This is a genomic window from Kitasatospora sp. NPDC086801 (assembly GCF_044745805.1).
GTDB lineage: Bacteria > Actinomycetota > Actinomycetes > Streptomycetales > Streptomycetaceae > Kitasatospora.
The window spans coordinates 58,050-73,464 of sequence record NZ_JBIVAX010000023.1 but is presented as its reverse complement, the minus strand read 5'-3'; the positions used below and the strand labels follow the sequence as shown (position 1 = coordinate 73,464).

General features: G+C 71.2%; 10 protein-coding genes. 2 read left to right on the top strand and 8 right to left on the bottom strand.

Going from position 1 to position 15,415, the window contains the following annotated elements; all coding sequences use genetic code 11:
- Positions 1-30 precede the first annotated feature (30 nt).
- A complete protein-coding gene (locus ACIPLC_RS23050) occupies positions 31-1,578 on the top strand; it encodes an MFS transporter (protein ID WP_400474876.1) in 1,548 nt (515 codons plus the stop codon).
- 150 nt (positions 1,579-1,728) lie between these two features.
- On the opposite strand, the gene ACIPLC_RS23045 is transcribed toward ACIPLC_RS23050, so the two are convergent.
- From ACIPLC_RS23045 to nrdR, 7 genes are all read right to left on the bottom strand, one after another.
- A complete protein-coding gene (locus ACIPLC_RS23045; protein WP_400474875.1) occupies positions 1,729-3,240 on the bottom strand; it encodes a DUF4153 domain-containing protein in 1,512 nt (503 codons plus the stop codon).
- Positions 3,241-3,600: 360 nt separating this feature from the next.
- Positions 3,601-4,548: a carbohydrate ABC transporter permease gene (locus ACIPLC_RS23040; RefSeq protein WP_400474874.1), complete on the bottom strand. Its 948-nt coding sequence runs from the start codon at positions 4,546-4,548 to the stop codon at positions 3,601-3,603.
- Positions 4,545-5,567 carry a carbohydrate ABC transporter permease gene (locus ACIPLC_RS23035; protein ID WP_400474873.1) on the bottom strand — a complete coding sequence of 341 codons (1,023 nt, stop codon included), beginning with the start codon at positions 5,565-5,567 and terminating at the stop codon, positions 4,545-4,547. The genes ACIPLC_RS23040 and ACIPLC_RS23035 overlap by 4 nt, the downstream gene beginning before the upstream one ends.
- A 141-nt stretch (positions 5,568-5,708) precedes the next feature.
- Positions 5,709-7,052: an ABC transporter substrate-binding protein gene (locus ACIPLC_RS23030; protein ID WP_400474872.1), complete on the bottom strand. Its 1,344-nt coding sequence runs from the start codon at positions 7,050-7,052 to the stop codon at positions 5,709-5,711.
- Positions 7,053-7,323: 271 nt separating this feature from the next.
- On the bottom strand, positions 7,324-8,088 hold the full coding sequence (locus tag ACIPLC_RS23025) for an SDR family oxidoreductase (protein WP_400474871.1): 765 nt from the start codon (positions 8,086-8,088) through the stop codon (positions 7,324-7,326).
- A gap of 173 nt (positions 8,089-8,261) precedes the next feature.
- Complete coding sequence (locus ACIPLC_RS23020; RefSeq protein ID WP_400474870.1) at positions 8,262-11,147, bottom strand: vitamin B12-dependent ribonucleotide reductase; 2,886 nt, start codon at positions 11,145-11,147, stop codon at positions 8,262-8,264.
- Positions 11,148-11,350: 203 nt separating this feature from the next.
- The gene (gene nrdR, locus ACIPLC_RS23015; RefSeq protein ID WP_400474869.1) at positions 11,351-11,848 is read right to left on the bottom strand and encodes a transcriptional regulator NrdR; all 498 of its coding nucleotides are present in this window, start codon (positions 11,846-11,848) and stop codon (positions 11,351-11,353) included.
- A gap of 452 nt (positions 11,849-12,300) precedes the next feature.
- Here nrdR and lexA point away from each other — a divergent pair, with 452 nt between their 5' ends.
- Positions 12,301-13,086 carry a transcriptional repressor LexA gene (gene lexA, locus ACIPLC_RS23010; RefSeq protein WP_400474918.1) on the top strand — a complete coding sequence of 262 codons (786 nt, stop codon included), beginning with the start codon at positions 12,301-12,303 and terminating at the stop codon, positions 13,084-13,086.
- Between the two features lie 182 nt (positions 13,087-13,268).
- Here lexA and ACIPLC_RS23005 read toward each other — a convergent pair whose 3' ends face one another.
- Complete coding sequence (locus tag ACIPLC_RS23005; protein ID WP_400474868.1) at positions 13,269-15,404, bottom strand: ATP-dependent DNA helicase; 2,136 nt, start codon at positions 15,402-15,404, stop codon at positions 13,269-13,271.
- Positions 15,405-15,415 lie beyond the last annotated feature (11 nt).

The following is a 15,415-nucleotide window of genomic DNA, read 5'->3' as shown; positions in this document are numbered from 1 at the left end:
CCAGGCACATAGCCAGCAGGGGGCACAATCGTGGCTATCTCCGACACGATCAGCAAGAACTCACCACCACAAAGCAGCCAGGGCCGGGGCAAGGGCATCACCCTGACCGTCATCGCGGCCACGCAGTTGATGGTGGTGCTCGACGCCACCATCGTGAACATCGCGTTGCCGCAGATCAGGGACGCGCTGAACTTCTCGACCACCAACCTGTCGTGGGTCATCAACGCCTACACGCTGACCTTCGGCGGGCTGTTGCTGCTCGGCGGGCGCGCGGGCGACATCCTCGGCCGCCGCCGGGTGTTCATCTTCGGGACCTTGCTGTTCGGCTTCGCCTCCCTGCTGGGCGGCTTCGCCCAGGACGGCGGCATGCTGCTGGCCGCCCGCGCGCTCCAGGGCATCGGCGGCGCGATCTGTTCGCCGACGGCATTCGCCCTGATCGCCACCAACTTCGACGAAGGCCCGGAACGCAACAAGGCGTTCGGAGTCTTCTCGGCGGTGGCCGGGTCCGGTGCCGCGATCGGCCTGCTGGCCGGCGGCCTGCTCACCGAGTACCTGGACTGGCGCTGGGTCTTCTTCGTCAACGTGCCGATCGCGGCGCTGATCGCGTTCGCCGCACCGCGCTACATCGCCGAATCCGAGCGCCACGCGGGCCGTTTCGACCTGCCGGGCGCACTCACCTCGACGCTGGGTCTGGTCGGCCTGGTCTACGGGTTCATCCGGGCCGCCTCGGACGGCTGGTCGGACAGCATCACGCTCGGCTCCTTCGCGGGTGGTGCGCTGCTGCTCGCCGCGTTCGTCGTGATCGAGAACCGCACCGACCAGCCGATCACCCCGCTGCACCTGCTCGCCAACCGCAACCGCACCGGCGGCCTGGTGATGATGCTCTGCCTGGCCGCGGCCATGTTCGGCATCTTCTTCTACATCACGCTCTTCGTGCAGGGCCCGCTCGGCTACAGCCCGCTGAAGGCCGGCGTGTCCTTCCTCCCGATCAGCGTGTCGATCATCATCGCCGCGCAGCTCGCCTCCAGCCTCCAGGCCAAGTACGGCCCGAAGCCGTTCATGGCGGGCGGCGCCCTGCTGGTCACCGTCGGCCTCACCTGGCTGACCCAGATGAGCAAGGACAGCGGCTACCTGGACGGGGTGCTCGGCCCCACGGTCATCTTCGGTTTCGGCATGGGCCTGATCTTCGTCCCGGTGATGCTGCTCGCGGTCGCGGGCGTCCCCGGGCAGGAGACCGGCGCCGCATCCGGTCTGCTGAACTCCATGCAGCAGATCGGCGGTTCGCTCGGCCTGTCGATCCTGACGACGGTCTTCGCGCACTACGCCACCGCCGAGGGCAAGCTCCAGCAGCCGAAGTTCCTGCAGTCGGCCACTCCGGACCAACTGGCCTACCTCCAGCAGCACCACGAGTTCCCGAGGGGCACCGACGCCGCCAACTCGGTCCTCACCCAGGGCATTTCGCACGGCTTCATCGTGGGCGCCGTGCTCGCCGGACTGGCGCTGGTGGTCGCGGTCTTCGTGGTCAAGGCCAAGGCCAGCGACCTGCCGAGCGGGGCCTCCGGCGTCGCGATGCACTGAGCCCGACCAGGGCACACCGCACCACACCGGGCCGGGCCGGCCGGGAGCAGCGCGCTCCCGACCGGCCCGGCCGCCGTTTCCCGGCCCCGGCACAGGCCGCTGTTTCCCGGCCCCGGCACAGGCCGCTGTTTCCCGGCGCAGGCCCCGGCGTCAGGACCAGAGGTCCTGGTACCTCATCCCGGCCCGCTCGCAGGAGGTGCGCCCCTCCTCCAGCTGGTCCACCAGCGGCCGTTGCGCCAGGATCTCCCGGGCCCGGGCGGCGGAGGCGCTGGTCGCGTACCAGGGCTGTCCGGGGTGGTTCTCCAGCCCGGCGCGGATCAACTGCAACGCGCAGGTCCGCTGGGCGGCGGGGAGCCGGTCCAGGGCGGGGGCGGCGTCCGGCGAGAGGTCGCGGACGTTGCGCAGGTCGATCCGGGAGGTCCGCTCGAAGCGGGCGACGTTCTGCTCGGCGATGATCGCGTCCGGGCCCATCAGCCCGTACACCGCCGCCGTGAGCATGCCGCTGAGGACGACGACGCGGGGCAGCCAGCCCGCCGAGCGGGTCAGCCCGGCGGTGATCAGCAGCAGCAGGACGACGCCGAGCCAGCCCTCGACCACCAGCACCCAGAGCCGCAGCCTGGTCAGCCCGGAGGCGTCGACGTAGAACCACATCCGGCCGAGCGCCGAGGCGACCACGACCAGGGCGAGCACGCAGAGCGCGCCGAGCAGGATCCGCGCCACCCGGCGGTCGGCGGGCGTGCTGCGCGGGGCCCAGCGCTTGGCGACCGCCACCACGACCAGGGTGAGCGCGGTGATCACGCTCAGCTGCCAGAAGCCCTGCCGGGCGTACTCGGAGCGGCTCATCCCGGTGTTGCGCAGGACGGCGTCGGCGCCACCGAGCACCACCAGGGCCTGGATCACCGCGAAGGCGCCGAACATCAGGTTGAGCGCGACCAGCGGCAGCGCCCACTCCAGCCGGCGGCGGGCCCGGCCCGGCCGGACGACCGTACGGTCCCAGCGGCGGGGCCCGGCCGCGATGTGGGCGAAGCCCAGGGCGGTGAACGCCCCCAGTGCGAACAGCACCGCGCGCAGCGGGAGCCCGCCGAGGTCGAGGCTGGGGCTGAGGCTGCCCAGCAGGTCCGCCATGGCGGCGTCCGCACCGGCGAACAGCAGGCCGAAGACGGTCAGCAGGACGGCGGCGACCGCGAGCGCCTTGAGCACCGGGACGATCCGGCCCCGGCAGGGCAGGCTCCGGCCGCGCAGCCCGTCCCTCAGCCAGACCACGCCGGGCGCCCACTGCCAGAGGGCGGCGGGCAGGGGGAACAGGACGCCCGACCAGCGGCGGCCGCCGTGCAGCGCGAGCGAGGCCAGGCCGAGCGCGCACCCGATGGACAGCGTCACCGGCCAGCCCGCCTCCCAGAGCGCCGGGACGGCGAGCAGGGCGACGGCGAGCAGGCTCCACACCACCGTCCAGGGCCGGATCCGGCGGCCCGCCGACCGGGCGGCGAGACCGGCCGCGGCAGCGGTGGCCCCGGCGCAGATCAGCAGGTTGACGCCCACCCCGTCGAACAGCAGCCAGGCCGTCAGCAGGCCGGTGAGCAGCGCCAGGACGAGGACCCGGGGCGTGGCGACCGCCTTGCGGTCGGGGTCGCTCGGGCGCAGCCACCCGCTGCGCGGCGGCACGGGCAGGCCGGGCCCCCAGTACGGGCCGGGCGCGGGGCTGGGTCCGGGTCCGGGTCCGGGCGTGCGATACGGCCCGGGCGTGCGATACGGCCCGGGCGTCGCGGGTCCGGACTCGGATGGCAGATCGGCCGGGGCGGGCGTGGACAGGCCGGACATGAGTCCCCCTCGGTGGTCGGCGGGCATGCGGAAGCCGCCCTTGGGGCAGTCCGCCGTCGGACGCGCTGGGCGCCGCGGCTGCAGCCGACTGTAGACCATTCTGAACTTGTTCAAAAATCAGTTCTGAACAAGTTCAGAAACCCTCGCCAGCCTTCCGCCGCCCCCTCCGCGGCCCCTCCCCCGACTCCTCCTTCAACGCCTCCGCTACCCCTTCACCGACCCGGCCAGCAGCCCCCGGACGAAGTACCGCTGCAAGCTGAAGAAGACGATCAGCGGAACGATGATCGACAGGAACGCCCCGGCCGTCAGCAGCTCCCACCGCCCGCCGAAGGACCCGGACAGCTGCGCCAGCCGGACCGTCATCGGCGCCACCTCCGGCGTGCCGCCCGCGAAGGTCAGCGCGACCAGCAGGTCGTTCCAGACCCACAGGAACTGGAAGATCGCGAACGAGGCCAGCGCCGGGGTGCACAGCGGCAGCACGATCGAACGGAAGATCTTGAAGTGCGAGGCGCCGTCCACCACCGCCGCCTCCATCAGGTCCCGCGGCAGCTGGGCGATGAAGTTGTGCAGCAGGAACACCGCCAGCGGCAGCGCGAACATGGTGTGCGCCAGCCACACCGGCGCGTAGCTGCCCTTCAGGTCCACCGCCGGGATCAGCGTCAGCGAGCCCAGGTGCGCGCCGCCCGAGAACAGCCGCAGCAGCGGGATCAGCGCCATCTGGATCGGCACCACCTGGAGCGCGAACACCGCGAAGAACACCCTGTCGCTCCCCCGGAACCGCACCCAGGCCAGCCCGTACGCCGCCATCGCCGCCAGCACCAGCGGGAACAGGGTGGCCGGGACACTGATCGCCAGCGAGTTCACCAGGAACGGCATCAGCCCGGTGGAGACGCCGGAGCCGCCCTCGAACAGCACCGTGTGGTAGTTGCCCAGTCCCAGGTCCGGGTGGAGGAAGGCGTTCCACCACCCGTTCGCCGTCACGTCCTGCTTGGGGCGCAGCGAGGTCACCAGCAGGCCCACCGTCGGGATCGTCCACAGGACGGTCACCGCGATCACGAAGACCGAGGCCAACGGGCTGCTGAAGGCCTTCCGGACCGGGCTGCCGTGCGGCGCGCTCATCGCGCGGGCCGGCCTGTCGTGCGGCGCGCTCATCGGACCCCACGCTCCTTCCGCAGCTGGACGATGTTGTAGGCCACCAACGGCAGCACCGCGAGGAAGAGGATCACCGCGAGGGCGCTGCCCCGCCCGGTGTTGAACTGCACGAAGGACTGCGAGTACATCTCGTTGGCCAGCACCTGGGTGCCGAAGTTGCCGCCGGTCATGGTGCGGACGATGTCGAAGGCCTTCAACGTGATGATCATGATGGTGGTCAGCACCACCACCACCGTGGTGCGGATCATCGGCACCGTGACGTACCAGAACAGCCGCACCCCCTGCGCGCCGTCCAGCCGGGCCGCCTCGGTGACCTCGTCCGGGATCGCCTTGATCGCCGCCGACAGCACCACCATCGCGAAGCCCGTCTGCACCCAGACCATCACCGCCATCAGCAGGAAGGTGTTCAACGGCTGCGAGAGCATCCAGTTCGGCGGGTCGTCCCAGCCCACCGCGATGGCGAGTTGGCTCAGCAGGCCGATCTGCGACTGGCCCGGTCCGCGCGACTCGTAGACGAACTTGAAGATGATCGAGGCGCCGACCAGCGAGATCGCCATCGGCATGAAGATCAGCGACTTGTACACTGCCTGGCCGCGCATCCGGTCCACCAGCAGCGCCAGCACCAGGCCCAGGCCGGTCGCCGCCAACGGTGCGACCACCAGCCAGAGCAGCGTGTTGACCAGCACCTTCTGCACCGAGTCGGTGGTGAACGCCCAGCCGAAGTTCTCGCCGCCGACGAACCGGCTGCCGTCGTCGTTCTGCAGGCTCAGATAGACCGTGCGGATCAGCGGCACGACCAGGCCCACCAGCAGCAGCACCGCGGCCGGGCCGAGGAACACCACCACCGACAGCGGGCGGGAGAGCCGGCCCCGGGCCCGGCCCGCGGCGAAGAAGACCAGCAGCAGGATGCCGAGGAAGCCCGCGACGGCGCCGAGGCTGTTGCCGAACTTGACCGCCGCGTCGCCCCACGAGCCGGTGGCGAGCGCGGTGACCGGTAAAGGGGTTCCGGGTACGGACATGACTGGGCGTCCCTCCTGCTCTGGTGGGAAGGGGCGGGCGGTGCGGGTGGGTGGCCCCGCACCGCCCTCGACAGGTGGTCCTGGTGGCGCCCGGCCGGGCCCGGCGCCGAGTCCGGCTCAGCGCCTACTGCGGCCGTTCGCCTACTGCGGCCAGGCGGCGTCGATGTCGGCGGCGGTCTTCTGGATCGACTGCCCCTCGGCGAACCAGGCGGTCAGCGACTTCCACTCCTGCCCGGCACCGATGGCGGCCGGCATCAGGTCGGATCCGTCGAAGCGGAAGGTCGCCGCCGGGTCGGTCAGCGCGTCCGCCGACAACCGGTCGATCGGGTCGGTGTACAGGCTCTTGTCCACGCCCTGGTTGGCCGAGACCCAGCCCGTCGCGGTCTTCACCCGGCTGCTCGCCCAGTCCGAGCTGGACAGGTAGTTCTGCACCGCCTGCACCTCGGGCCGGTTGGAGAAGGCGGCCAGGAACTCGCCACCACCCTCGACCGGGTTGGGGATCGCCGGGTTCACCGCGGGCAGGTGGAAGGCGAACACGTCGCCGTCCGGGCCGACCTTGGTGTCCTTGGGCCACTGCGCCTCGTAGAACGACGCCTGCTGGAGCATGGCGCACTTGCCGGTGAGGATCGGCGCGCCCGCGTCCTGGAAGGTGGTGGTGGCGATCGACTTGACGTCGCCGTAACCGCCGTTGACCCAGGCCGGGTTCTGCATCCAGTCGGCGACGGTCTTCATCGCCGTGGCGATCTTCTCGTCGGAGAACTTCACCTGGTGGCCGACCCACTGGTCGTACACGTCACCGCCGTACGTGCCCAGCACCGCCTCCTCCAGCCAGTCGGTGGCCGGCCAGCCGGTGGCCGTGCCCGAGGCGATGCCGCCGCACCAGGGCTTGGCGCCACCGGACTTGGCGATCCGGTCGCTGAGCGCCATCAGGTCCGCCCAGGTCTTCGGCACCTCGTAGCCGCCCGTCTTGAAGGCCTTCGGCGAGTACCAGACCAGCGACTTCATGTTGGCGCTCATCGGCGCCGCGTAGAAGGTGCCGTTGACCGAGCCGTAGGTCTTCCAGATCGGACTCCACTTGTCCTCGTTGGTGACCGTCTGGGCAGGCGGCTTCACCACCTTGCCGCTCTTCACCATCTGCGCCAGCAGGCCGGGTTGCGGGATGATCGCGAAGTCCGGAGTGTTGCCGCCGGCCACCCTGACCGGGAGCTGGGACTCGAAGTCGTTCGAGCCCTCGTAGCTGATCTTGATGCCGGTGCACTTGGCGAACTCGGCCCAGGACTTCTCCAGGTTGTCCGACTCCGGGCTGAGGATCGAGGCGAACATCGTCACCGTGGTGCCCGAATGTCCAGCGTACGGCTGGTACTTGGCACAGTCGCCGGACAGCGACGGGACCGCCGCGTCACCCCCGCCGCCCGAACCACCGGAACTGTTGGAACAGGCCGCGGTCAGGGCCAGCGCCGCGAGCAGGGCGGGTACGACGGCCAAGCGGCGGCCGGAACCACGATGACCGGAACTCCTGGACGGCGCGGTCGGGTTGAGGGTCAATGCGGTCCTCCTCGCCAGGGCGTGCTGCCGACGGTGGGCTGAACAACATCGCGCTGTACCGGAGACGGGCGTGCAGAGATCGCGAGCGGGCGACGGACGAACCGATCCGACGACGTTAACGCAGCCGCCAGCCGCCGCCAAGGTCCATGTCGACCTTCATCCACCGCCATCCCGCCTACGGCCTCCGCCATACCGCCAACCCTGGTTGACATCAGCGGCCGCTGAACCGCTCCGCCAACGCCTCCTCGAAGGTCCCCCGGCCCACCGCCCGCTCCGGCGTGAGGTTCCCGCCCGCCCGCAGAGCCCGCCCCGAGGCCCCCGGCACCCGCACCGGCAGCAGCACCCGCCGCCGACCCGACGCCCGCAGGTAGGCCTCGGCCAGCTCCCGGTACGGCCGCGCCCGGGGCCCGCCCACCTCCGGCGCGTACCCGGCCGGCCCCTCCCCCGCCAGCTCCGCCACCCGTGCGGCCACCTCCCGCACGTCCACCGGCTGGACCCGTGCCCCGCCCGGCACCGGGAACACCGGCAGCCGCGCCGACACGTCGAAGATCCTCAGCAGCAGGTCGTGGAACTGCGTCGCCCGCAGCACCGTCCACCCCAGCCCCGACTCCCGCACCACCCGCTCACAGGCGAGCTTCGCCCGGTAGTACGGGATCGGCACCCGGTCGACCCCGACGATCGACACGTACAGCAGGTGCCGTACCCCCGCCCTCCCGGCCTCCGCCACCAGCGTCCGGACCGCGGCCACGTCCTTCCGCCCCACCGTGGTCGCGCAGTCCACCACCACCTCGACCCCCGCCACCGCCCCGGCGACCCCCTCCCCGGTCACCAGGTCCCCGACCACCCACTCGACCCCCGCGCCCCCGCTCCGCACCCGCCGGCTCAACCCCCGCACCGCCACCCCGCGCGCGACCAGCAGCCGCACCACCTCCCGCCCCAGGACCCCCGTCGCCCCGGTCACCAGCACCGTCCCCATCACCACACCACTCCTCCCGCCGGACCCCGTCCCCCTACCGACCGCCCACCGCCCCCATCCGTGACATCGGCATCCGCGAAGGCGGCCCGGGCAACGACGAAAGGCGGGGCGAGGACGTGAAGTCCTCGCCCCGCCTCAGCGGTGGCTCACCCGCGCGGGGTCAGTACCGGCGGTCAGCTGCAGCCGCTGGTGGAGCCGCAGCCCTCGCAGAGGTAGCAGCTGCCGGCGCGGCGCATCTTGGTGCCGCAGGAGAAGCAGAGCGGGGCGTCGGCGTTGAGGCCGAGCTGGATCTCGATCAGCTCCGTGGAGTTGTGGGCCTGCGCCGGGGAGGCCTTGGGGGCCTTGGGCGCCTCGACGGCGGGGGCCGGGGTGGCGACCACCGGGGCGGACTGGGCGAGCGACTCGGTGTCGAGCTCCTCGGCCTCCAGCGGCTCGTAGGAGCCCGTGTCCAGGTGGCGCTGGCGCTCCTCGACGGAGTGGATGCCGAGCGCCGAACGGGTCTCGAACGGCAGGAAGTCGAGCGCCAGGCGGCGGAAGATGTAGTCGACGATCGACTGCGCCATCCGCACGTCCGGGTCGTCGGTCAGACCGGCCGGCTCGAAGCGCATGTTGGTGAACTTCGAGACGTAGGTCTCCAGCGGCACGCCGTACTGCAGGCCGACCGAGACGGCGATGGAGAAGGCGTCCATCATGCCCGCGAGGGTCGAGCCCTGCTTGGACATCTTGAGGAAGACCTCGCCGAGGCCGTCGTCCGGGTAGGAGTTGGCGGTCATGTAGCCCTCGGCGCCACCGACCGTGAAGGAGGTGGTGATGCCCGGGCGGCCCTTGGGCAGGCGCTTGCGGACCGGGCGGTACTCGACGACCTTCTCGACCGCGGCGGCCGGGGCGGCCACCTCGAGCTTGGGCTCGGAGTCCTTCTTCTTCGCCGAGAGCGGCTGGCCGACCTTGCAGTTGTCGCGGTAGATGGCGAGCGCCTTGACGCCCATCTTCCACGCCTCGAAGTAGATCTCCTCGATCTCCTCGACGGTGGCGGACTCGGGCATGTTCACGGTCTTGGAGATCGCGCCGGAGATCCACGGCTGGATCGCGGCCATCATCCGGACGTGGCCCATGGCCGAGATGACCCGCTCGCCCATCGCGCAGTCGAAGACCTCGTAGTGCTCGGCCTTGAGGCCCGGCGCGTCCACCACGTTGCCGTGCTCGGCGATGTGGGCGACGACCGCCTCGATCTGCTCGTCCTGGTAGCCGAGGCGCTTGAGGGCGCGCGGGACGGTGCCGTTGACGATCTGCATCGAGCCGCCGCCGACGAGCTTCTTGAACTTGACGAGCGCCAGGTCCGGCTCGACGCCGGTGGTGTCGCAGTCCATCATCAGGCCGATGGTGCCGGTGGGGGCGAGCACCGAGGCCTGCGCGTTGCGGAAGCCGTTCTGCGCGCCGATCCGCAGGACGTCCTGCCAGGTGTCGTTGGCCGCGGCCCAGACCGGGGCCTCCAGCTCGTCGAGCGAGACGGCGGCGCGCGAGGCGTCCGCGTGCTGCTGCATGACCCGCTGGTGCGGGGCGGCGTTGCGGGCGTAGCCGTCGTACGGGCCGACGACGCCGGCGAGTTCGGCGCCGCGGCGGTAGGCGGTGCCGGTCATCAGCGAGGTGATGGCGCCGGCCAGGGCGCGGCCGCCCTCGCTGTCGTAGGCGTGGCCGGTGGCCATCAGCAGGGCGCCGAGGTTGGCGTAGCCGATGCCGAGCTGGCGGTAGGCGCGGGTGGTCTCGCCGATCTTCTCGGTGGGGAAGTCGGCGAAGCAGATGGAGATGTCCATCGCCGTGATGACCAGCTCGACGACCTTGGCGAAGGTCTCCGCGTCGAACGAGTCGTCGTCGCGCAGGAACTTCATCAGGTTCAGCGAGGCGAGGTTGCAGCTGGAGTTGTCCAGGTGCATGTACTCGGAGCAGGGGTTGGACGCGTTGATGCGGCCGGACTCCGGGCAGGTGTGCCAGTGGTTGATGGTGGAGTCGTACTGGATTCCGGGGTCGGCGCAGGCCCAGGCGGCCTCGGCCATCTTGCGGAACAGCTTCTTGGCGTCGACGGTCTCGATGACCTCGCCGGTCATCCGGGCGCGCAGGCCGAATTCGGTGCCGTTCTCGACGGCGGTCATGAATTCGTCGGAGACGCGGACGGAGTTGTTGGCGTTCTGGTACTGGACGGAGGTGATGTCGTCGCCGCCGAGGTCCATGTCGAAACCGGCGTCGCGCAGGGCGCGGATCTTCTCCTCCTCCTTCACCTTGGTCTCGATGAAGGCCTCGACGTCGGGGTGGTCGACGTCGAGCACGACCATCTTCGCCGCGCGGCGGGTGGCGCCACCGGACTTGATGGTGCCGGCGGAGGCGTCGGCGCCGCGCATGAAGGAGACCGGGCCGGAGGCGTTGCCGCCGGAGGACAGCAGTTCCTTCGAGGAGCGGATGCGGGAGAGGTTGAGGCCGGCCCCGGAGCCGCCCTTGAAGATCATGCCCTCTTCCTTGTACCAGTCGAGGATCGACTCCATGGAGTCGTCGACGGCCAGGATGAAGCAGGCGCTGACCTGCTGGGGCTGCTTGGTGCCGACGTTGAACCAGACCGGCGAGTTGAAGCTGAACACCTGGTGGAGGAGGGCGTGGGTCAGCTCGTGCTCGAAGACCTCGGCGTCGTCCGTGGAGGCGAAGTAGCCGTGCTTCTCGCCGGCGGCGCGGTAGGTGAGCACCACGCGGTCGATGATCTGCTTGAGGCTCCACTCGCGCTGCGGGGTGCCGACGGCGCCGCGGAAGTACTTGGACGTGACGATGTTGACGGCGTTGACCGACCAGAAGTCGGGGAACTCGACGCCGCGCTGCTCGAAGTTGATGGACCCGTCACGCCAGTTGGTCATGACGACGTCACGCCGCTCCCAGCGGACCTCGTCGTACGGGTGCACGCCAGGAGTGGTGTAGATGCGTCCGATCCGCAGACCGCCCTTGGGGGCCTTGCCCGCGCCCTTGGCCGTGGTCTTGTCGGACTTCGACCCGCGTGCGGAACCGCTCGTGGTGTCTGTCACTTCTTCCTCCTCCTGGGCAAACGCCCGAAGTGCCCTGAAAAGTCCGGGCACCGCTGGTTCGTTCTTCCGGTGTGCGGGCAGGCGGAGACCTCGCCCGCTTACGCACGGTTTGTTGTGTTCTGTGCCCTTTTTTCGGGCATGCGTGGGCCCCGTGGGGCCGGTGTGGTGCAGCAGGCCCACCAGGGGCCGGGTGCCGGCGCCTCCTAGGGCGCGGCGGCGGCGACGGACACGCAGGTGCCGTCCGCCTCGGGGACGGGCCGTCCGGCGCGGATTTCCGCGATGGCGGCCTCGAAGTCTTCCAGTCCGTCGTACGCCTGGTACACGCTGGCGAAGCGCAGGTAGGCGACCACGTCGAGATCCTTGAGCGGGCCGAGTATGGCCAGCCCGACGTCGTGGGTGGTCAGCTCGGCGTTGCCGGTGGCGCGCACGCACTCCTCGACCCGCTGGCCGAGCTGGGCGAGGGCGTCCTCGGTGACCGGGCGGCCCTGGCAGGCCTTGCGGACGCCGGTGATGACCTTCTCCCGGGAGAACGGCTCGGTGACCCCGCTGCGCTTGATGACCATCAGCGCGGCCGTCTCCACGGTGGTGAAGCGGCGGCCGCAGTCCGGGCACTGCCGACGGCGGCGGATCGAGCTGCCGTCCTCATTGGTCCGGCTGTCGACAACACGGCTGTCGGAGTGCCGGCAGAAGGGGCAGTGCACCTGGGGATCCCTCCCTGGCAGGACGTGCGGACCTGTTGAGTCTATGCGATGCGACCCCGGCCTCGGCAAGCTGATCACGCGCCGCAACCACTAGTACTGGGCACGGAGAGGACTGTAGCCACTAGATGTAGGCCTCCGGGGGAAGCGACACCCCTGGCGTGTCGGCACCGATTAGACTGCCGACGTCGAGATTCGGTCGAACATTTACTCGATGCACGAGCCCGATGTACAGCAAAGCCTTGATCGAGTCAGCCAACTCTCGAATAATTCACTCGAACGTGTGTTTGGCGCAACCTTTCGATAGGAGGGGCGTTGGGCTGGAAAAGGGGAGAGGACAGCCGTCGAGAGGGGCCGCCGTGAACACCGTCGAAAGCAACACCATCCCGGTGCAGGAACACTCCCAGTTCAAGGTGGGGCAGCGCACCACGAATCAGCAGAGCGTGGACATCAGCATGGACCGTAGCGAAGACCACCGCCTCTCCGGCCCGGCCGTTTCCAGCACGAGCCGCGTTCCCGACCAGCCGATCGAACACTCCCCCGCGCTCGACGACGCCCACCAGGCGCCCGCCCGCGCGATGCCCGGCCGCCCCCCCGGCATCCGCACCGACGAGGCCGGCCTCACCGAGCGCCAGCGCCGCGTGATCGAGGTCATCCGGGACTCCGTCCAGCGCCGCGGCTACCCGCCGTCCATGCGCGAGATCGGCCAGGCCGTCGGCCTGTCCAGCACCTCCTCGGTCGCCCACCAGCTGATGGCCCTGGAGCGCAAGGGCTTCCTGCGCCGCGACCCGCACCGCCCGCGCGCCTACGAGGTCCGCGGCGTCGAGGTGGCCCGCCCGAACACCGCCGAGACGGCCGGCCGGCCGTCCACCTCGTACGTGCCGCTGGTCGGCCGGATCGCCGCCGGCGGCCCGATCCTGGCCGAGCAGACGGTCGAGGACGTCTTCCCGCTGCCCCGCCAACTGGTCGGCGAGGGCGAGCTGTTCGCGCTCACCGTGCGCGGCGACTCGATGATCGAGGCGGCCATCTGCGACGGCGACTGGGTCACCGTGCGCCGCCAGCCGGTCGCCGAGAACGGCGACATCGTGGCCGCGATGATCGACGGCGAGGCGACGGTCAAGCGACTCAAGCGCGAGGACGGCCGGATCTGGCTGATGCCGCACAACCCGGCGTACGAACCGATCAACGGCGACAACGCGACCATCCTGGGCAAGGTCGTCGCGGTCCTGCGCCGCCTCTGACGCCTCGCGCGCACGAAAGCGGGAAGGGGCTCCACCGCGCGGTCGCGGGGAGCCCCTCCGGCGTCTCCAGGGGCTCCCCGGCCCCGTCCCGGCCCGAGGCCACGGCGGCACCGCCCAGCCCCGGGCCGTAGCGCCGCCCAGCCCCGGGTCACGGCACCGCTCAGCCCCGTTCCAGCCCCGCTTCAGCCCCGCTTCACCACCGGCTTGACCGGCGGCGCCGAGGCGTCGATCGCCGCCAGCGAGCGGCGCACCTGGTTGCGGTCCGTGGTGTACCAGAACTCCGGCATCGAGGAGCGGAAGAAGCTCCCGTACCGCTTGGTCTCCACCCGCGGGTCGAGCACCGCGACCACGCCCCGGTCGTCCGCCGCGCGCACCAGCCGGCCGGCGCCCTGCGCCATCAGCAACGCCGCGTGCGTCGCCGCGACGGCCATGAAGCCGTTCCCGCCGCGCTGTTCGACGTCCTTCTGGCGGGCGCTCATCAGCGGGTCGTCCGGCCGGGGGAACGGGATGCGGTCCATCACGACCAGCTGGCAGGCCGCGCCGGGCACGTCCACGCCCTGCCAGAGCGACAGCGTGCCGAACAGGCAGGTGGACGCGTCCGAGGCGAACTCCCGGATCAACTCGCCCAGGGTGTCCTCCCCCTGGAGCAGGATCCGGTTGTCCAGCCGCTCCCGCAGCGCCTCGGCGGCCGTCTGGGCGCCGCGCATCGAGGAGAACAGGCCCAGCGTGCGCCCGCCGGCCGCGCCGATCAGCTCGGCCAACTCGTCCAGCATGTCCGGCCGTTCGGGATCGCGGCCGGGATCGGCGAGGTGCCGGGCGACGTACAGGATGCCCTGCTTGGGGTACTTGAACGGCGAGCCGACGTCGATGCCGCGCCAGTGCGGCAGCGCGTCCTCGCCGAAGCCGGGCTCCGGGTTGTCCCCGGGGGTGCGCTCGTCCGGCAGCCGGGAGTCCGAGGGCAGGCCGACGGAGGCGGCGACGCCGTTGAAGTCCCCGCCGAGCTTGAGGGTGGCCGAGGTGAGCACCACCGAGCGCTCCTTGTACAGGCCCTCGCGCAGCAGCCCGGAGACGCTGAGCGGCGCGACCCGCAACGAGGCGGTGCCCATGCCGAAGCGGTCGCTGCGCTCGATCCAGACCACGTCGTACTCGGAGTCCTCCAGCAGCCGCTCGGCGGTCTCGTGCAGCGACTCGGCGGAGGCCATCGCCTGCTTGCGGACGGCGTCCTCGTCGCTGAGCCCCTTGTCGCGGGTCTCGCCGAGCGAGCTGATCACCTGGCGGGAGGCGTCCCGGATCGCGGTGACCGCGTACGCCAGGTACTCGGGCAGTTCCTCGACCCGGCCGGGCTGGGCGGTCTCCATCAGGCCGTGGTAGTTCTCGGCGGCGGCCTGCAGGGCGTCCACGGCCTTCTCGTTGGCGAGCCGGGCGGCGCGCTTGACCGCCCGGTTGACCGCGCCGACGGTCAGCTCGGCGGTGGCCGCGCCGGTGACCCGGTTGACCAGTTCGTGCGCCTCGTCGACGATCAGCAGCCCGTGCTCGGGCAGCACCGGCGCGCCCTCGATCGCGTCGATCGCGAGCATCGCGTGGTTGGTGACCACGATGTCGGCCAGCTTGGCCCGTTCCCGGGCCTTCTCGGCGAAGCACTCCTGCCCGTACGCGCAGCGGGTGGCGCCCAGGCACTCCTTGGAGGTGACCGCCAGCTGGGCCCAGGCCTTGTCGGAGACGCCGGGGCTGAGGTCGTCCCGGTCCCCGGTGTCGGTCTCGTCGGCCCACTCGCGCAGCCGCAACACGTCCTGCCCGAGCTTGCTGGCGGGCCCGCCGAGCGCCTCGGCCGCGTCGAACAGGCCCTCGCCCTCGTCGCTCGGAGTGCCCTCGTTGGCCCGGTGCAGGCACAGGTAGTTGGAGCGGCCCTTGAGCATCGCGAACAGCGGGCGGCGGCGCAGCACCGGGTGCATCGCCTCGACCGTGCGCGGCAAGTCCCGCTCGACGAGCTGGCGTTGCAGCGCCAGGGTGGCGGTGGCGACCACCACGCGGTCCCCGTGGGCGAGCGCCGGCACCAGGTAGGCGAGGGACTTCCCGGTGCCGGTGCCGGCCTGGACGAGCAGGTGCTCGGCGTTGTCGACGGCGTCGGCGACGGCCTCGGCCATCCGGACCTGACCGGGCCGCTCGACGCCGCCGACGGCCGCCACCGCGGCGTGCAGCAGGTCGGGGATGCGGGAGCGCGGAACGGCGACGGCTTCCTCGACGTCGGCGGCGGCGCCGCCGTCCTCGCCTGGGAGCTCGGTCTCGCCGGGGAGCTGGGATTCGGAGTCGTTCGTCATGACCCTCCCAG

What these genes read in the sequence shown, in the direction of transcription:
- lexA (WP_400474918.1), top strand. Translation starts at nt 12,301, where the DNA reads ATGGACCGTAGCGAAGACCACCGCCTCTCCGGCCCGGCCGTTTCCAGC.
- ACIPLC_RS23025 (WP_400474871.1), bottom strand. Translation starts at nt 8,088, where the DNA reads ATGGGGACGGTGCTGGTGACCGGGGCGACGGGGGTCCTGGGGCGGGAG.
- ACIPLC_RS23040 (WP_400474874.1), bottom strand. Translation starts at nt 4,548, where the DNA reads ATGAGCGCGCCGCACGACAGGCCGGCCCGCGCGATGAGCGCGCCGCAC.
- ACIPLC_RS23005 (WP_400474868.1), bottom strand. Translation starts at nt 15,404, where the DNA reads ATGACGAACGACTCCGAATCCCAGCTCCCCGGCGAGACCGAGCTCCCA.
- ACIPLC_RS23035 (WP_400474873.1), bottom strand. Translation starts at nt 5,567, where the DNA reads ATGTCCGTACCCGGAACCCCTTTACCGGTCACCGCGCTCGCCACCGGC.